Source organism: Microbulbifer maximicatervae (SeqCode), assembly GCF_052467955.1.
Map to the genome: position 1 here is coordinate 3,849,265 of NZ_CP174329.1, position 18,199 is coordinate 3,867,463.

Annotated in this window: 13 protein-coding genes; 5 read left to right on the top strand and 8 right to left on the bottom strand. The window is 52.1% G+C overall.

The window, feature by feature from the left end:
• Positions 1-131: 131 nt before the first annotated feature.
• The 5 genes from ACJJI5_RS16505 to ACJJI5_RS16525 form a co-directional block, all read right to left on the bottom strand.
• Positions 132-1,517, bottom strand: coding sequence for a glutamine synthetase family protein (locus ACJJI5_RS16505; RefSeq protein ID WP_445354671.1), 1,386 nt, complete (start codon positions 1,515-1,517; stop codon positions 132-134).
• A gap of 116 nt (positions 1,518-1,633) precedes the next feature.
• The gene (locus ACJJI5_RS16510; RefSeq protein ID WP_282932024.1) at positions 1,634-2,983 is read right to left on the bottom strand and encodes an aspartate aminotransferase family protein; all 1,350 of its coding nucleotides are present in this window, start codon (positions 2,981-2,983) and stop codon (positions 1,634-1,636) included.
• A 212-nt stretch (positions 2,984-3,195) separates the two neighbouring features.
• Positions 3,196-3,861, bottom strand: coding sequence for a GntR family transcriptional regulator (locus ACJJI5_RS16515; protein ID WP_282932023.1), 666 nt, complete (start codon positions 3,859-3,861; stop codon positions 3,196-3,198).
• 2 nt (positions 3,862-3,863) lie between these two features.
• Complete coding sequence (locus tag ACJJI5_RS16520; RefSeq protein WP_444917742.1) at positions 3,864-4,967, bottom strand: hypothetical protein; 1,104 nt, start codon at positions 4,965-4,967, stop codon at positions 3,864-3,866.
• A 56-nt stretch (positions 4,968-5,023) separates the two neighbouring features.
• The gene (locus ACJJI5_RS16525) at positions 5,024-5,464 is read right to left on the bottom strand and encodes a VOC family protein (protein ID WP_444893272.1); all 441 of its coding nucleotides are present in this window, start codon (positions 5,462-5,464) and stop codon (positions 5,024-5,026) included.
• Positions 5,465-5,539: 75 nt separating this feature from the next.
• On the opposite strand from ACJJI5_RS16525, the gene ACJJI5_RS16530 reads away from it, so the two are divergent.
• Both ACJJI5_RS16530 and ACJJI5_RS16535 read left to right on the top strand, forming a co-directional pair.
• Complete coding sequence (locus ACJJI5_RS16530) at positions 5,540-6,706, top strand: hypothetical protein (RefSeq protein ID WP_445354672.1); 1,167 nt, start codon at positions 5,540-5,542, stop codon at positions 6,704-6,706.
• Between the two features lie 161 nt (positions 6,707-6,867).
• On the top strand, positions 6,868-7,578 hold the full coding sequence (locus ACJJI5_RS16535; RefSeq protein ID WP_445354673.1) for an SIMPL domain-containing protein: 711 nt from the start codon (positions 6,868-6,870) through the stop codon (positions 7,576-7,578).
• A gap of 204 nt (positions 7,579-7,782) precedes the next feature.
• On the opposite strand, the gene ACJJI5_RS16540 is transcribed toward ACJJI5_RS16535, so the two are convergent.
• Entirely contained in the window at positions 7,783-9,147 is a 1,365-nt protein-coding gene (locus ACJJI5_RS16540) for a metal-dependent hydrolase family protein (RefSeq protein WP_282932018.1), read from the bottom strand.
• A 90-nt stretch (positions 9,148-9,237) separates the two neighbouring features.
• Between ACJJI5_RS16540 and ACJJI5_RS16545 the strand changes: the two genes are divergently transcribed.
• Positions 9,238-9,849, top strand: coding sequence for a glutathione S-transferase family protein (locus ACJJI5_RS16545; protein ID WP_444897963.1), 612 nt, complete (start codon positions 9,238-9,240; stop codon positions 9,847-9,849).
• A 42-nt stretch (positions 9,850-9,891) separates the two neighbouring features.
• On the opposite strand, the gene ACJJI5_RS16550 is transcribed toward ACJJI5_RS16545, so the two are convergent.
• Positions 9,892-12,708, bottom strand: a complete 2,817-nt coding sequence (locus tag ACJJI5_RS16550) for a M16 family metallopeptidase (RefSeq protein WP_445354674.1) — start codon at positions 12,706-12,708, stop codon at positions 9,892-9,894.
• 218 nt (positions 12,709-12,926) lie between these two features.
• Complete coding sequence (locus ACJJI5_RS16555; protein ID WP_413662699.1) at positions 12,927-14,015, bottom strand: Glu/Leu/Phe/Val dehydrogenase dimerization domain-containing protein; 1,089 nt, start codon at positions 14,013-14,015, stop codon at positions 12,927-12,929.
• 519 nt (positions 14,016-14,534) lie between these two features.
• On the opposite strand from ACJJI5_RS16555, the gene ACJJI5_RS16560 reads away from it, so the two are divergent.
• Both ACJJI5_RS16560 and ACJJI5_RS16565 read left to right on the top strand, forming a co-directional pair.
• Positions 14,535-16,502, top strand: a complete 1,968-nt coding sequence (locus tag ACJJI5_RS16560; protein WP_445354675.1) for a VacB/RNase II family 3'-5' exoribonuclease — start codon at positions 14,535-14,537, stop codon at positions 16,500-16,502.
• Between the two features lie 124 nt (positions 16,503-16,626).
• Positions 16,627-18,099, top strand: a complete 1,473-nt coding sequence (locus ACJJI5_RS16565) for an aminoacyl-histidine dipeptidase (protein WP_444936295.1) — start codon at positions 16,627-16,629, stop codon at positions 18,097-18,099.
• The last annotated feature ends 100 nt before the right edge of the window (positions 18,100-18,199 follow it).

Sequence of the window (18,199 nt, forward strand, 5' to 3'; positions counted from 1 at the left end):
TTCAGGAGGAGAGTTTCAAGCACATTACGCACTTAAATTTAGGTATAGCAGAGGAAATACCCCCACTGACTCTCCTGTCGTGAAAGCCGTTCACTAAAACGGCAATCGGCGCTAAAGCACACCGCCAATCTTTATACCCGATGCAGATAACTCTGGTATTCAACATCGGTAACGCGGGCAGCTATCTCTGCTTGCTCCTGTCTTTTCAACAGAGAGAACAATTCCACAAAGCGCGGATCAAGATACTCGCGCCACAAAGGGCTCTGCTCAAAGCGCTCCAGTGCACCACTCCAGGTATTGATCAACTTCTCACTCTCCACCTGATAGGCATCGCCTTCCACGGGTGCAGGCGCTTCCATCTGGTTCTCAATGCCATGACACACACCAGTGAGAATCGCAGCTAACACCAAATAGGGGTTTACATCCGCCCCGGCAATACGGTGCTCGATACGTCGTGCCACAGGATCACTGGCGGGCACACGCAAAGTTGTAGTGCGATTATCGTAGCCCCAGCAGAGATTCAGCGGTGCGTGAGAGCTCTCCTGGAAGCGGCGATAGGAATTGCTGTGAGGTGCGAAAAACGCCATCGCATCGTTGGCAGTCGCCAACATTCCTGCTGCGGCATAACGCAGTAAATCGGAGCCAGTGTCAGAACCGTCATCAAAAACGTTCTTCCCATTGGCGTCGATCAAACTCATATGCACGTGCATTCCGTTACCCGCCTGATCCCCGAAAGGCTTGGCCATGGTACTCACGCGGAAGCCGTGACTGCGCGCCACCCCTTTTAACAAGCGCTTAAACAGTAATGTTTGGTCGGCCACTTTAACGGGATCGGCACTGTGCAACAGGTTGATTTCAAACTGTCCCGGCGCACACTCCGACAATACTGAATCTGCGGGAATACCCTGTGCCTCGCAGGCAGCTCGCACATCGGCAAAGAAGTGTCGCTGTGCATTGAGCTCGGACAGATCGTAAACGTCGGTGGAAGGCACCAGTTCGGCGTCGTTATCGCTAACCGGGCGCGGACGCGCCAGATGATCCACCTCATCGCGGAGCAGATAGAATTCCAGCTCGGTCGCACACACGGCGGTATAACCCAGTTTGCCGAGACGCTCTACCACGCGCTGCAACTGGCTGCGGGGATCGGCATAGAGAGAGGAGCCATCTGCCTCATGCAACTGCATATGCAGCTGGGCAGTGGACTCGCGATGCCAGGGCGCCAGGCTAATAGGCGAAACCGGCCGACAAACGCCATCGCTGTCTCCACTGGCAAATACCAGCGGGCTGTCTTCAATATCCCGCCCCCAGATATCGAGACTGACCGCGCTACGCGGCATTTGCAGACTGCCCTTGAGCAATTTCTCCGCAGCTTCTGCCGGCAACCACTTCCCTCGCGGCACGCCATTGATATCGAACATAAAGCCTTCGATCCACTTTAGGTCCGAGTGCTCTGCCAGGAATTTTTGCGACTGCTCCAGCAGATCGGGCTGGGCAGTGAATTCTTTTTCTTGAGACATAAGGTGCCTGGGGTGATCCAATCTAAACGCAGAGACGGCCCGGCATCCCTTTTCCATTCAAATCATGGAAAACGGGGTATCAGACCGCCTCTGCAACAGAGTATCTTGCCGCTATGTTACGCCAGTGCTTTAGCAGTGTCGTCCAGGGCGCGGTGCGCTTTTTCTACCAGCTCATCGACCTGTTCAGTGGTCATAATCAGCGGTGGTGCGATAACCATGGCATCGCCAACGGCGCGCATCACCAAACCGTGCTTGATACTCAGGTCACGACATACCGCACCAGCGGTGCAGTCATCATCAAAACGAGCGCGGCTGGCCTTATCTTTTACCAGCTCCAAGGCACCGACCATACCCAAACTGCGGGTTTCGCCAACGATCGGATGCTCCGCCAGTTCAGCCCAACGCTTGGACAGGTAAGGGCCGGTTACATCGCGGACATTCTCGATAATCTTCTCGTTGCGCAGAATATTGATAGTTGCCAGACCTGCCATACAGGCAGCCGGATGCGCGGAGTAGGTGTAACCGTGGGTAAACTCGCCACCTTTGGTTTTGATCACTTCAGCGACACGATCACTCACCATGGTACCGCCCAGGGGGAAGTAACCATTGGTTACTGCTTTGGCGAAAGTCATCAGGTCGGGCTTCATGCCGTAATAGTCGGCACCGAACCACTCACCGGTACGACCGAAACCAAAAATCACTTCATCCATCACCAGCAGGATGTCGTACTGGTCCAGCACCTTCTTGACTTCCGGCCAGTAAGTTTCCGGCGGGATAATTACGCCGCCAGCACCCTGGATTGGCTCAGCGATAAACGCCGCAACATTATCCGGGCCCAACTCCTGGATTTTCTCATCCAGGCTGCGAGCCGCTTGGATACCAAACTCCTCTGGAGACATATCGCCGCCCTCACCAAACCAGTAGGGCTGCTGTACGTACTCAATGTAGTCGAGCGGCTGGAATTGCTTGTGCATACCACTCATACCACCCAGGCTGGCACCGGCAATGGTAGAGCCGTGATAGCCATTCTTACGGGAAATAACGATGCGCTTCTCCGGCTTTTCCTGGATATCCCAGAAACGGCGGATCAGGCGCAGGTTAGTATCATTTGCCTCGGAACCGGAACCCGTGAAGAACACATTGTTCATATGCGCCGGGGTCACTTCAGCCAGGGCGTCGGCCAGTTCAATCGAGGGCACCGTAGTGCACTGGAAGAAGCTGTTATAGAAAGGCAGGGTATTCAGCTGCTCGTAGATCGCATTGCTGATTTCTTTGCGGCTGTAGCCGAGGTTGCAACACCAGAGGCCTGACATGCCATCAAGCATTTTGTTGCCATCAATATCGGTGATGTAAGCGCCCTCGGCGCTGGTAATCACACGGGTCCCCTGCTGGCCCAAATCATGGAAGTCAGTAAATGGGTGTAGCAGGTGCTCACGGTCGTGTTGCTGCAGCTCAGTCTTGTTCATATTTCTCTCCTGGCTTTCACAGGCCTTGCTCAGCGCCCACCAATCGGGCTCAAAAGGCCAAATCGTTACCACTAATTTGTGATCACATTCTAGTGGGGCCATCGACAGAAGCGCAAGGTCTATCTGCCCTTACCGAAAACATAAGGTCGAATTGCGCCAGTGCGAGGAGAAAAAAGGGAACTGAATAGTCAACTGGGGGGGGGGAGGAGCCGCTACAGCAGCTCCTCTGCAGAGATAGAGCCGAGCCCCTCTTCAATATCCTGCTGAATGGCTTTGCGCACCTTCAACTCATCTTTACTGGCAATAGCTTCGAGCAGATCTTGATGCCGGTCTGGCAACTCTTGCACGCCAAAGCGCTGGAAAACCAAGTGCTGGAGGGGAGCTGTCTGTAGCCACAGGCTCTCGATCAGGGACAGGATGATATGGGGCTGCCCCAGGCGATAAAGGGTAAAGTGAAATTCCAGATTAGTGGTTACATAGCGCTCGATGTCTTTCTGAGCGAGAGCTTCTGTTACACGTTCATCCAGCTCCCGAAGTTGCGCTAATTCAGCATCCCCGACCAATGGCAGGGCCTGTTCAGCGGCCTGACACTCCAGGGCCACACGAGCGGCACAAATCTCTGCCAGTTTTTCCGGGGTCATTGTCGGCACCCTGACCCGGCGGGTATCTGACAGCTCCAGGGCCCGCTCCGAGGTCAGGCGACGCAACGCTTCGCGAACCGGCATTGGACTGCAATTAAGCTCCGAGGCCAGGCCCCGAATAGTAATCGCCCTACCCGGCAAAAACTTTCCCCGCAGAATGGCATCCCGCACCTGAAAATAAACCCTCTCCTGAGTTGTGCGGTACTCTTCCTGGGGACTGTTAAATTCCTGCACCATACCTATGCTGCCCTGACCTGCTCCAACATATGAGGGACATCCTCCGCACCCACCTCAATTAAATGTTCAGCCGCCCGGCCACTTTGCCAAATTTCATAAAAATCATCTGCCACCCGGCGACTGAGATCAACCACCCGCCCCCAGTACTTCAAACGGTCTTCACGGTCGAGCTTGTAGAAATCATTGCGGTCTGGAATTTTGCCATAGGGCAAGGAGGCAACGAATTTGGGCGAAGGAGCTACAACCAGAGTGGATTGCATGGCATCTCCGCGAACCCGTCGCCAAGAGAGCCCTTTATCAAACCAGCCGGGCACCATATAGGGGAAAAAGTGCGGGTAGAGCACTAGGCCCTGGGGGTGGCGGAAGCGCAGATCAAAGTGGTAATCGGTGATACCGCCATCGCGATAATTACCCTGTGGAGCTCCCTCCGGTGTTTGCACCCCTGTCATTACCAAAGGGATACAGCCACTGGCCAGTACAGCAGCACAGGTATTCTGCTCAGTCAGCGGAATATTTTCGGTGCTCAGGTTCTGGAAGTGGATGCCTGCCGACTCTTGCGAATGAAAAACCACCCGCTCCCAAAAAGCGCTCAGGCTGTTGCGAGATACAGCATTTGCCAGTGCCGAGGCGAGTAATGCCGGCGCCAACAGCGCCTTGTTTTCACTGGCCAGCGGCCCCCTGCCCCTGACCGCCACAAAGTGGCTGTGCCAAATGGGGTTTTCCACTACCTCGCGCGCACCTTCAGCACCCAACACTGCCTGCAGCATCTTGCGACCGCCGGCAGTAATCTCTTCAGGGGAGGGCTTGTCAGAATAGGCTTGGTAGATGTAATGATGTTCTAATCGTTCAAGTGCTGACAACGGCTCTGCCATTGCGTAACACATGTTGCGAAAACTACCGATAGATGATCCCAAGGTGACAATTGGCTCGCTCCGCTCCTTAAAGAACTCCCCCATCAATACCCGATCCAACTGGCTAATCACCAGCCACTTGGGACCGCCGGAAGCGCCGACCAGCGTCGAAAATTGCCTCTGGGACAACCCCTCTTCACGTATGCGCCGCGCAGCCGTCTCTCCGGCCAGTAGAATACAACTGGTATTTTTCACTCACTTACTCTTTTTCTTGGCCGTCAAAATTTATCTCAGGTTTCAACTATCCCGGACTACCACTCACCCTGATTTTCCATAGACATCCACGGCTCCTGTGGTGGGAGAGGCTCTCCACTTTGCAGCAACTCAATGGAAATCCCATCTGGGGAGCGAAGAAATGCCATGTGGCCGTCTCTCGGGGGCCTGTTGATAACCACTCCCTGATCCATCATGCGTTGGCACACCCCGTAAATATCATTTACCCGATATGCCAGGTGTCCGAAATTCCGCCCGCCAGTGTAGCTTTCCGGGTCCCAATTGTAAGTGAGTTCCAATGTCGGGGCCTTATTCTCCCTGGCCGCTTCAAGATCCTCGGGAGCTGCGAGATACACTAGGGTGAAACGCCCTTTATCATAATCATTTCGACTAACGACCTGCAGGCCCAGCTTTTCACAGTAAAACGCCAGAGATTCATCCAGATTGGTTACGCGAACCATGGTGTGTAAGTACTTCACCCTCTACTCCTTCTTGTTGCCAAGCTCTACAATCAGCCCATAACAAATAAATCGGCTTTTTAAAGCTAAACGCATATGTATAAAAAATTCTATCGCGAGTTCCTTCAGGCGCCCAGTGGCAGCCCCTCTTCCATGCTGCACATGGCTTGCCACTCCCACCATTACTGGCCCGATGTTACCCTTGATGCAGTACAGCAGTACTGGCGCGATTCAGCACTTCTGGCCGATGAAAAATGGGGGCCAATTTTTGAGGAGAAGATACCCTCATGGCAAGCGGCGATCGCAAAATCCCTCAACCTCCCCAGATCAGACTTGATCGCTATAGCCCCAAATACCCATGAACTAGTGTACCGGCTACTGAGTTCATTCGACCCCAGTAAACCATTGCGCATTCTCACTACAGACGGAGAGTTCTACAGTTTTACTCGCCAATTACAACGTCTGGAAGAGCTCCCTCAAGTAGAGGTAACGAGAGTTGCCAAAGAACCCTACGCCACCCTGGCGGAAAGATTTGAGACCGAGCTACATAAAAATGAATACCATCTGGCCTATGCCAGCCTGGTATTTTTTGACTCCGGTTTGGTATTTCCCCGGCTGCTGGAGGTTGCGGCACAGAAACCGCATGACACACAATTCGTTATCGATGGATATCACGGTTTTTTTGCCCGCCCAATCGATCTTTCAACCGTTGCAGACAAGGTTTTTTTTACGGCAGGATCATATAAGTACCTAGGCGCCGGTGAAGGCCTGTGTTTTATGACAATTCCTGCGAACTGTACACTGCGCCCCGTAAATACCGGCTGGTTCGCAGAAATGGCTGAGCTGGAGAATCGCTCGGGAGAAGTCGGATATAGCGACAATTGGCTGCGCTTTGCCGGGGCGACCATGGACTATTCAACACTCTACAAAGCCCTGGCTATTTTCGATTTATTCCATCGCGAAGGCATTACCATCGAGAAAATACACAGCTATGTTCTCAATGCGCAAACCCGATTCCTGAATAGCATGGATAACTCAGACCACCCCATCTTGAATCGCAACAACTTGATTTATCATGATCTGGAAGAAGGTCACGGCCACTTTTTCACATTTAACTGCTCACAACCAGAAATCTCACAGAGGGTTCAGGAAGAACTCAAGGCTCGAGCAGTTCTGTGTGATCGCCGACAACAGTTTCTCAGGCTGGGATTCGCCATCTATCACGATAAGGATGAAACTTACCAGCAGGTTTTTAACTCTTAAAGCTTCAGAGCTAAGAGGACAGAGTGATTTTTACCACCGCCGCTAGAGCATATTTCACACCTAAAAGGCACACCGGCTCAGCTGCGGTTCAGGATTCAATCTATAAAATAATGGCGCCATTTTCGTCGCAACAATCAGCACTCAATGGATAAGGAAGCGTTATGAAAGCAGTAAAAATTTCAGTAATTTCTCTTCTCGCCCTGCTCGCCACCGCCTGTGGTAACGAGCGGGCTCCAGAAGACCGGGGGACCATGGTATCCATCGCTGCACGGGGGGAGGCAAGTCAGGTTCCTGATATCGCAAAAATTTCTGTCGGAGTGGTAACCGAGGCAGAGGACAGCAAACAGGCAATGCGCGATAACGCCAATCAGATGGAGTCTTTAATGGCCGCCATCAAAAAATCGGGTATCAACAAGAAAGATATTCAAACCACAGGCGTTAACCTGTCTCCGCGCTACCAGTACCAGCAAAACAAAAAACCCCGAATCACTGGTTACACCGCGCGAAATACCGTCAGCGTGAAGGTTCGCAAATTGGATGAACTCGGCAAGGTCTTGGACAATCTTACTGCCGCTGGCGCCAACCAGATCAACGGTCCGAGCTTCGAAATTGGTGAACCTGCTCCAGTTCAAGCCAAAGCCCGGGAAAAAGCCCTTGAAGACGCCCAGGAACGTGCAGAAATGTACGCCAAAGCGCTGGGTACAAAAGTACGTCGCATTGTCAGTATTTCAGAAAATGGCAACGGCGGTATGCCACGCCCCATGTACCGCACTGAAATGGCGGCCATGAAAGACAGTGCTTCCACCCCCATTTCACCGGGAGAAACCACACTTACCGTCAATCTGGATCTGGTATACGAACTCGAGGACTAATACGGAGCAATAGCTACTCACATACGGAGGCAGGAAGGATACACGGTGCTTGGGGCCATTCGGGGCTTGAATATATTCACAGCATATTTCGATTCTTCCCTACTGCCCCGTAGTAGCTGATGTCTTGCCAGCAGTGAAACAGCACAACAGCCTTGCTGTTTCACTGCCATTCTTCTCTACCCGCTAACCGCTAACCGCTAACCGCTAACCGCTAATATCTTGCTCAAGAAACACATCGCTTGGCAGCTCGCTGGACTCTTTGTAAATAACGCCTTCTTTCATCACAAACAGAACCCGTTGCATTTCCGAAATATCTTCCAGGGGATTTCCAGCCACAGCGATAATATCGGCTATCTTGCCCTCGCTAATGCTGCCCAGCTCATCCTGTACTTGCAGTAGTTGGGCCGCGTTCCAAGTCGCTGAACGCAGTGCATCGGCCGGGCTCATTCCACCCTGCACCATCAGTAAAAATTCACGGGCATTATCGCCGTGACGGGTAACACCGGTATCGGTTCCAAATGCAATTTTTACTCCGCGCTTGTGAGCGCGGCTAAAAGTATCCTGCATTAAAGGCCCCATAGTCGCGGCTTTCGGGCGCACCAGGTCTGGCAGGAAGCCTTCAATCGCCGATTTTTCTGTCACCCACTCACCAGCCATTAAAGTCGGCACAAACCAGGTGTTGTTACGGCGCATCAGGTCCATCACTTCATTATCCATATAGGTGCCGTGTTCAATGGAGTCCACCCCAGCACGAATTGCGCGGATCATTCCCTCCTTACCGTGGGCATGTACTGCAACCGTGAAACCATAGTCCTTAGCAGCCTCAACAATTGCCTCCAACTCATCCTGCATAAATTGAGGGTTCTGGCCGCTCTTTGCCACACTCAAGACTCCACCAGTCGCGGTGATCTTGATCAGGTCAGCGCCGTCCTTATAGCGTTGACGAATCGCTTTGCGCGCGCTGATAGGCCCATCAATAACACCATCCACCGGGCCAGGGTTCCCCATCAGGTCCTGCCTTAGCCCATTGGTGGGGTCAGCGTGCCCACCGGTAGTTGCGATTGTCTTTGCCGCCGTATAAATACGCGGACCTTCCACCAGGCCTTTGTTGATTGCATTACGTAAACTCACAGTCACATTGTCGTGATCACCAAGATTTCGAATCGTGGTAAATCCAGCCTGTAGAGTGCGATGAGCAGCATCCACGCCGCGCAAGGTAAAATCGGCAGTATTCCAGCTGAAAGACTCCATATAAGCACGCGGCCCAAACTCGTAAGTGAGATGGCTGTGCATATCCATCAAACCTGGCAATACCGTATATTCTCTCAAGTCGACCAAGCGCTCTCGATCGCGCTTGGCAAACCCCTTCTGTACTGACTCAACCCGCCCATCGACAATATGAATGGTGCGGTCTTCCAATAATTTTCCATTACTGCTATCAAATAATTTGCCAGCGTAAATTGCGATGCTCTCGGCCCCAGCCTGTAAACTAAAAAGCCCGGCAAATACCGACAAAGCCACGGCGGCTGCGCGGTTGACAAAGTAGCTTCGGTTGGTCTTTGTTGTCATTGTCGTCCCCAGTAGATCTCTTTTAGATTCTTAACGTCCTTTACCAAGATCGCACAATCTACGCAATTACCCAGGCGAGAGGAAGCCTCTATGAAAATCTATGAGTTCGCAGCAGCACCAAACTGTCGACGTGTTCGCATGTTTATGGCAGAAAAGGGGTTAGATGCAGAATATGTCGGAATAGATATTACAAAAGGGGAAAATCTTAGCTCAGAGTTTCGAAGCAAAGATATCAATAAAAAAGTACCCGTAATGGAGCTGGATGACGGCACTTACATTGCGGAATCAGTGGCCATTCAGCGTTATTTTGAGGAACTACACCCAGAGCCACCACTCTTCGGCCGCACCCCCAAGGAAAAAGCACTGGTGGAAATGTGGAATCGCCGTGCCGACTTTAACCTTATGTTTCCTGTCGGGATGTGTTTCCAGCACGTTTCCGGTTTCTTTAAGGACCGGATGAATGTTTACCCCGATTTTGGTGAGGATTCAGGCAAGCGAGCCCTGAAGTTTATGGATACCCTCGACAACCACTTTTCAGACCATGAATACCTGGTTGGTGACTATTTTTCAGTGGCCGATATCAGCATGGTTTGCGGACTGGATTTCGGCAAAGTGCAAAACCTTCGACCCGATCCGTCCAAGCACTCTCACTTAATCAGGTGGCGTGAACAACTTAAAGAGCGCCCCAGTTTTAAAGCCTAAACCCTATTTCCCCGCCCAAACAGGGCGGGGAAATAATTTCAATCAGTCCTTTGCAGGAAGCACCTCAACGGGGCCAATATCCAAGGCTTCAACCTCGCCTTTAATCTTACTCAGATCCCCAACAATCACCCAGGTGAATTGCTCTGGCGCAAGATACTCCTTCGCGGAGGCCTCCACTTTCTCCTTATTCAGTGCTGAAACCCGCTGTGGGTATTCGGCAATATATTCCTCTGGAAGCCCCTTCTCCACCTGCCAATTAATACTGGAAAGCAATTGCCCTTTGGTCTGGAATCGAGCACTTTGCTTCAGGACCTCATCATTTTGGTAGTCCTCAAGCTCTTTTGCAGTAATAGGACGCTCTCCTAAGTATTCCTCATACTCTTTTACCAATTCCTTAATCGCTGGAGCTGTTTTATCAGTTTGCACAGGAGCAAAGAGGATATAAGGACGCTGCCCTTCTGTATCGAGGGAAACCGCGCGGGCACCATAGGACCAATGCTTGTTCTCACGAAGATTCATATTGACCCTGGACGTAAACTTTCCGGCAATAATATTTGTCATCGCATCAAAAGCTTCAGCTCCCTGCGGCTGCCAAGGCGGCATCAGCAAACCTGCCATGATATAACTCTGTTGTGCGCCGGGGCGGTCAAGCAAATAAACTCGAGCCTTTTCCGGGCGGGGCACCTTGGCAACTTCAATTTTGGGAAGCTCTGACTTAGGAGCAGTCCACTTTCCGAGTGTTTCATTCAGCAGAGGCTCTATTTCTTTTTCAGTAACATCCCCTACGATCGTCAGGGTTGCATTATCCGGACGCACCCAGGTCTTTTGGAAATTAACCAGATCCTCACGGGTTATGGACTTAATTCCCTCGGGAGTACCCGATCCCGTCAAGGGAGAGCCATAAGGGTGGTTTTCTCCAAATAGCAGCGGCGGCAGTTCACGCATAGCCAAGCCCTGAGGCTGGGCTTTTTCCTGGGCTATTGCATCCAGGCGATTGGACTTAACCCGCTCCAGGTCGGACTCGGGAAAACGAGGTTCAGTAACCACCTTCTCAAATAGCTCCAGCGATGGCTCCAGCTGCGTCTTAAGGGCACTCATGCTGATATTGTTATAATCAAGGCCGCTACCACCACCAATATTTACACCAAGCTCTTCTGAGCGAGAGCTAAATTCCAGGCTATCCAGGTCACCCGCACCTTCGTTCAGCATTTGCGCCGCAACTGAAGCCAGACCCGGTTTATTTTTATCTGCGGAGGCGCCACTGCGAAATTGCAGATTCATCAGAACAACGGGAGTATCGTGGCGTTCGGCCAGAACAACCTTTAATCCGTTTTTGAGAGTAAATTCTTTTTGTTTTGGCAGTTCCAGCTCTACATTTTTGTCTACCTCGGGGAGCTTGCTGCGGTCAGCACCCTCCGCCGCTGCCGTATACTTCTGCTTCGGCTCCATAATTAAGGTGTAGGAGTCCTCTTTCAACCACTGCTCAGCCACTTCCTGAACTTCGAGAGCGGATACTTTTGCATAATCCTCCACGCCTTCTATCAAGGCTCCGGGATCGCCAAAATAAAACTCCGACTGGGCAAGGATGTCACTCTTACCACCAAAACCACCGGTTTTTTCCAACCCCTTTACCAGCCCGGCAAACTCACTCTGTTTAACCCGGCGCAGCTCATCCGCGTTCACACCATTTTTTGCGAATTGCTTTAATTCTTTATTCAGTAAGTCTTCAACTTTTTCTACAGACTGCCCGGGTTTCACGTCGACGATAATCATCAACTGCCCTGCAAGCTGACGGCCGTAATAAAAAGCGCTGACACTGGTGGCCACTTGCTCATCGCGAACCAAACGGCGGTAAAGAAGAGAGTTTTTTCTATTGGCGAGAAGGGAAGTCATTAATTCCAGCGCGTCTTCCACTTCACTACCCACTGCGGGCACATTCCAAACCTTGTAGATTCGAGTTTGGGGCACCTGGTCGTAAACCACCTCCCTCTTTTTCACCTGGGTAGGCAGTTCCCAATTCTTAATGCGCGGTTGCACCCCTGTGCTCGGGATATCGCCAAAATACTTGCGTACCTTGGCCATCGCATCTTTGACCGTAACATCACCCGCAATTACCAAAACGGCATTAGCGGGCTGATAATGGTCCTCAAACCATTTTTTGACATCTTCAAGACTGGCGTTATCCAGGTCCTCCATCGAGCCAATCGGCGTCCACGAATAGGGGTGTCCTTTAGGGAAGGTACTCTTGGCAATAATATCGAACGCTTTGCCATAAGGTGCATTCTCCCCCTGGCGTTTTTCATTCTTTACAACACCGCGCTGCTCATCCAAAACCTCCTGGGTAATTGCACCTTTAAAATGCCCCATTCGGTCGGACTCCATCCACAGCGCCATATCCAGGGCGCCTTTGGGCACGGTGACAAAATAATTGGTGCGGTCATTGCTGGTGGTGCCATTCATATCGGTGGCCCCAGAGCGCTGGAAGGGTTCGAAATATTCCCCTGGGAAGTTTTCGCTACCGTTAAACATCAAGTGCTCAAATAAATGAGCAAATCCGGTTTTACCTGGCGGCTCGTCCTTAGAGCCTACTTTGTACCAAAGATTGGTAGAAACAACGGGGGCTTTGTGGTCTTCATGCACAATCACCGTCAGGCCATTGGGCAATACTTCCCTATGGAAAGGAATCTCCAACTTGGGTGGCGGGACATACGCCTCTTTATCGGATGCAGCAGCCTTGCTACTGGCTGCTGCTTCCTTATCCACCGAAAGCGCATGAGGCGTATCATCGGTAGACTTTCCGCAAGCGGTAAGGCCAGTAATAGCGATGGCAACGCTGATAAGTAGCGGACGCAAGTCCATATTGTCACTCCCTTTTAAAAAACCGCAATTTCAGGATGGCAAGTTTAGGCCAGCTTTCCTCCAGAGTGTCAGCAAAACCTTTTACCAACCGCAATTTAGCAAATATTCCAGGCAAAAAAATGGGCACCGAAGTGCCCAAATCAATACATCACAGAGAGAAGCGAGATGACAATCGCCCAAGGAATCAGGTCACCAGCTCTACTCCTGCGCTGAAAACATTACGCTGCCACAGTACCAGACTTGTCTTCGGCCTCGCCTACAACCGTATGGTGACCAAAGCGCTCCTCGGCAACACGGTCCGCTACGTGAGCGGTGGTCTGGCCGGTTTCATCGGCACGCTCGAACACTTCTTTCATAGTGTTGCCAATCTCTTCGATATGAGCGCGCACTTCTGCAGCGTCGTAATCGCCTTTCTGCTGGTAGTAAACATCGATAATACCGCCAGCATTAATGACATAGTCCGGTGCGTACAAAATACCTTTCTCGCGAAGCACTTCAGCATGGCGCTCTTCCGCCAACTGGTTATTGGCCGCGCCAGCGATCGCCTGAACCTTCAAACGGCTGATGGTGTCATCGTTGAGAATTGCACCCATCGCACAGGGGGCAAACAGATCTACGTCCAGGTCAAAGATTTCGTCGGCAGTTACGGCTATGGCACCAAGCTCTGTAACCGCACGATCGATATTGTCTTGGAAAATATCGGTGACAAACAGTTCCGCACCGGCATCCTTCAATAGTTTACCCAGGCGGAAACCGACGTTGCCCACGCCTTGAATAGAGACTTTTAAGCCGGTCAGGTCAGTCTTGCCCCAGCGGTGTTCTACCGCGGCTTTCAGGCCAACAAACACACCGTAAGCAGTCGAAGGGGAAGGATCACCACCATACTCGGAGCCCGCGAACAGGCCGGAGACAAACTCGGTTGTCTCACCGATAACACTCATATCCGCCACGCTCGTGCCAGAATCTTCAGCAGTGATATAACGGCCGCCCAAGGTATTAATAAATTCACCCATAGCGCGCAGTAACTCAGGAGTTTTTTCCTTGCGCGGGTCACCAATAATTACGGACTTGCCACCACCCAGCTTGAGGCCGGCCATTGCGGACTTGTAAGTCATACCCCGGGAAAGACGGAGAACATCATTCAGGGCCTCGCCATCGTCGGCGTAGGGCCACATACGGCAGCCACCCAGTGAGGGACCCAAATTCGTATTGTGTACCGCGATAATGGCCTTCAAGCCACTCTTTGCATCTTGGTAAAACGCCACTTGTTCGTGTTTATCGTAGGCGGAATGGGAAAAAATACTCATTAACTGTTCCTCTCCGGAAGGCCGGTTCTACAGCTGGGGAACAACCACAGCCCTTATCTGTTTTTATCTGGAATAAGATTATATCCAGCTCCCACAGACAAAGTTTGCATATTTTGCACACATGAGCATTAGAATAGCTAAAGCATCACACCAAAATATCATTTTTAGGATATTCGTTTGCCCCGGAATAACTTGGGCCGCCCAGTCATTAATCTAGGCGGCTAGCTCTACGCTCTTATTTCTCCATCAATTGGCATTGAATACCGGGCCCTCTCCTACCGCTGGCGGCTCTCTTATAAATTTCCTATAACTGCCCCTCAAGAGAACACGATTCCTGTATAAATCTTCTGGCAAAGAACCTCCTTTTGAAGCCTTCCTTAATATGCCTACTTTTTCAAAAATTTTTGAAAATCTCACAACACTGGCAACTAAGATCATTTCCACCGCCTAAGCGCGTTACATCCTCTGCGCATGGTCTGGTAGAATCCGCGCCCAAATCGACCCATAGAGATAAACTCGATGCTGAATGCCGACGCTCTAAAACAACTTTCGCAACTGAAAACAGATATTCGCTCCAGTAAGGAGTTTGCCGAAGGCCGGGTTCGCGGCAGTAACGGCAAGTTTGGCTTCGTTGAGTTGGATGACGGGAGGGAAGCCTTCCTGCCTCCCAATGAAATGGAGCGTGTATTTCCCGGTGACCGGGTTCGAGTAAGTCTCTCAGAAGAGAACAAGGGTAAACTCGCGGCAGAGCTCGATGCATTGATCGACAGCCAGCTCGACTACCTTGTTGGCCAGTATGTACAGCGCGGCCAGGGCCACTTTATCCAGCCCACGCAAAATGGCCTGTCCCGCTGGATTTTTCTCCCTCCCAAGGCTCGCGGCAAGGCCCAGCCGGGAGAGTTTATTGCCTGCAAAGTAAACCGCCATCCATTTAAAGACGGCAGAGCCCAGGCCAAGGTGGAAACCGTTATCGGCAAGCCCGATATGCCCGGTATCGAACACGCCTATGTTGTCGCCCAATTCAAGCTGCCTGAGCAATTTGGTGCCGCTGCACAAAAGCAGGCGGACACAATTGCGGAGAAACTGACAACAGTTACCGGTGAGCGCACCGAACTTTCCGAGCTGGGCTTCGCAACTATCGATGCAGAAACCACTCGCGATATGGACGACGCTCTGGCCGTAAGCAGCCATGACGGGGGCTGGACCCTGCACATTGCTATTGCAGACCCATCGTCGCTAATTGATGAGAACAGCCCCCTGGATAAAGAGGCGTTTAATCGGGCCCACAGCCAGTATTTACCAGGCGAAACCCTACCTATGCTGCCACGCAACCTGTGTGAGAACCTGTTCTCCCTGGTTCCCGGCGAGCTGCGCCCCGCCCTGGTGATCCATATCGATATCGATAGCGATGGCACCATTGGCAGTAGCCGCTATGAATTTGCCGCTATTCGCTCCCAGCACAAACTGAGCTATGAACAAGTCAGCCGCTTTATTGAGGGTGACGACTCCGCCGTGCCCCAGGAGCAACAGGACAGTCTGCGTAATTTGGCGGCGATCTACGAAGCGCGCGCCGCATACCGTGCCAGCCACTCACTGGCAATGGAAGATCGCCCGGACTATGAAATCCGCTTGAACGATCAGCGCAAGATCGAGCGTATCGAAAAGCAGGAACGCAATATCGCTCAGCGAATGGTCGAGGAAGCCATGCTCGCTACCAATATCAGCATGGGTGGCAAACTCGCCGAGATTGAGCAGGGCTGCTTCTCTGTTCACTTGGGCTTCCGTGAAGAGCGCATGGGAGAAGTTCGCAGCCTGCTGAAAGAGCTGCTGCCTGAGCATGCAGAGGCCGATCTGGGGCAACTGGAGCATTACCTTGCACTGGTTAAGCACCTGGAAAACCATGAAGAGCCGCAGATGAACAACCTGCTCGCCGTGCTCAAGCGTATGCTGCGCCCGGGCCAGCTCGATAACAAGGTAGGGGCTCACCTGGGACTAGGCCTCGAGGCCTACGCCACCGTCACCTCTCCAATTCGCAAGTACAACGACCTGCACAACCACCGCGTTCTGCGCGCTGCTGCGCAGGGAGAGAAAGCCTCCACCCTGGCCGATGATAAAATCGAATCCCTGCAGGAAAGCCTGATTCGCGGTCGCCAGGCCAACCGAGCCCTGGAGCAATGGCTCTACGCTCAATTTATCGAGAAGAAAGTTGGCCAGGAATTTACAGGGAAAATTACCCTGGTAAACGGCGCAGGCATCGGCGTGCGACTCGACGACTTTGGTATTGACGGCTTTGTGCGCATGAATGGCGATAAGAAGAATCTGCCCGCCTTCGATGGCAAGCACCTGGTTCTTACGCACAATGAAAAACGCTTCCACCTAGAACAGGAAGTTTCAGTTAAAGTAGCGTCTGTCGATGTAGACAAACGACGCATCGCCTTTGAACTGAACGCTGAAAAAACTGAGACTGCCGACGCGGCTCAAAAATAAACTCCTGCACATTTACCCAAGCCCGGCGCTCGCCGGGCTTTCCTGCCGGGGGCCAAAGCCCACCGCCTTTGATCGGCCAGCTAGCTTATAGCTCCGGCAACAATAGAATAAATCGAGGCCACTCATGAGCAATATTGCTGAATTGAACCCAACTCCACTGTGGGCACACTTTTCCAAGCTCTGTGAAATTCCACGCCCATCCAAGCATGAAGACCGCGTAGTGGAGCATATCGTTAACTTCGCTAAAGCACGCGGCCTAGGCGTTCAGCTGGATGAAATCGGCAATATTGTTATCAAGAAGCCGGCCACTCCAGGTATGGAAAACCGCAAGACACTGGCCCTGCAGAGCCATGTGGATATGGTGCCGCAGAAGAATGCCGACACTGAGCACGACTTTCTCACCGACTCAATCAAACCCTACGTGGATGGTGACTGGGTAACTGCGGAAGGCACCACGCTCGGCGCAGACAATGGTATTGGTGTTGCCGCAATCCTGGCCCTGATGGAATCTACTGATATTCCCCACCCCGCCTTGGAAGCCCTGCTGACAATTGATGAAGAAGCAGGCATGACCGGCGCCAAGAATCTTAAGCCTGGCTATTTTGAAGCTGACCTGCTCCTCAACCTGGATACTGAAGATGAAGGCGAGCTGTATATCGGCTGTGCCGGCGGTGTCGACGTCAATGTCAGCCTGCCCTATACGCCAGAAGCGATCCTGCCCGGTGCCGAAGCAGTAAAACTCTCTGTTCGCGGCCTCCGTGGCGGGCATTCAGGCTTGGATATCGACAAAGGCCGAGGCAATGCCAACAAGATCGCAAACCGCATTATCCACGCCGTTCTAACCCAGGTCCCCGAGCTGCGTATTGCCAGCCTGGATGGCGGTAGCCTGCGCAATGCGATTCCCCGCGAATCCTTCACAACCCTGGTCGTGCCTTCAGTAGCGGTCGATAAAGTACAGGAAATTGTAAAAAGCGAGAGCGCTCAAATTGCCCGTGAACTGGACAATGAAGCGGCACTGGACATCACCCTGGAAGCTACCGAAACTCCAGCCAACACCCTGGACGCAGATAGCCAATTGACCCTTATTCGCGCAATCCGCTGCTGTCCCAATGGTGTTGAGCGAATGAGCACTGCTCTCGAAGGCATTGCTGAATCATCCAACAACCTGGCCCGTGTTGTAACAATGGAGGAGAACGGTGAGCATCGAGTAAAAATCCAATGTCTTGTACGCAGCCTCTCTGACAGCGCCCGCGACCAACACGGCCTCAATGTCGCCGCCACCTTCCAGCTGGCAGGTGCGGAAACGACACTGGACAACGACTACCCTGGCTGGACACCAAATCCCGATTCACCGCTGTTGGCGATGATGAAGGATGTCTATAAAGAAATGACTGGCGAGGAAGCTGAAGTAAAAGTTATTCACGCCGGCCTGGAGTGCGGATTGCTGGCCAAACCCTACCCCAACTGGGATATGGTTTCCTTTGGCCCAACCATTCGCCGCGCTCACTCTCCTGAAGAGAAGGTACATATCCAGAGTGTCGCCAATTTCTGGGATTACTTTATTAAAGTGGTCCAGGCAATTCCCACTCGCGACTAACCGCCCGATCGGGCCTCGGATTACCCCGAGGCCCGAAGCCTTGCCTTTCCACTCCGCCCTCCAATTGCTACACCCAACGTATTAATCATACTAAAAACTG

What these genes read in the sequence shown, in the direction of transcription:
- ACJJI5_RS16560 (WP_445354675.1), top strand. Translation starts at nt 14,535, where the DNA reads ATGCTGAATGCCGACGCTCTAAAACAACTTTCGCAACTGAAAACAGAT.
- ACJJI5_RS16555 (WP_413662699.1), bottom strand. Translation starts at nt 14,015, where the DNA reads ATGAGTATTTTTTCCCATTCCGCCTACGATAAACACGAACAAGTGGCG.
- ACJJI5_RS16550 (WP_445354674.1), bottom strand. Translation starts at nt 12,708, where the DNA reads ATGGACTTGCGTCCGCTACTTATCAGCGTTGCCATCGCTATTACTGGC.
- ACJJI5_RS16545 (WP_444897963.1), top strand. Translation starts at nt 9,238, where the DNA reads ATGAAAATCTATGAGTTCGCAGCAGCACCAAACTGTCGACGTGTTCGC.
- ACJJI5_RS16510 (WP_282932024.1), bottom strand. Translation starts at nt 2,983, where the DNA reads ATGAACAAGACTGAGCTGCAGCAACACGACCGTGAGCACCTGCTACAC.
- ACJJI5_RS16505 (WP_445354671.1), bottom strand. Translation starts at nt 1,517, where the DNA reads ATGTCTCAAGAAAAAGAATTCACTGCCCAGCCCGATCTGCTGGAGCAG.
- ACJJI5_RS16515 (WP_282932023.1), bottom strand. Translation starts at nt 3,861, where the DNA reads ATGGTGCAGGAATTTAACAGTCCCCAGGAAGAGTACCGCACAACTCAG.
- ACJJI5_RS16540 (WP_282932018.1), bottom strand. Translation starts at nt 9,147, where the DNA reads ATGACAACAAAGACCAACCGAAGCTACTTTGTCAACCGCGCAGCCGCC.
- ACJJI5_RS16565 (WP_444936295.1), top strand. Translation starts at nt 16,627, where the DNA reads ATGAGCAATATTGCTGAATTGAACCCAACTCCACTGTGGGCACACTTT.
- ACJJI5_RS16530 (WP_445354672.1), top strand. Translation starts at nt 5,540, where the DNA reads ATGTATAAAAAATTCTATCGCGAGTTCCTTCAGGCGCCCAGTGGCAGC.
- ACJJI5_RS16535 (WP_445354673.1), top strand. Translation starts at nt 6,868, where the DNA reads ATGAAAGCAGTAAAAATTTCAGTAATTTCTCTTCTCGCCCTGCTCGCC.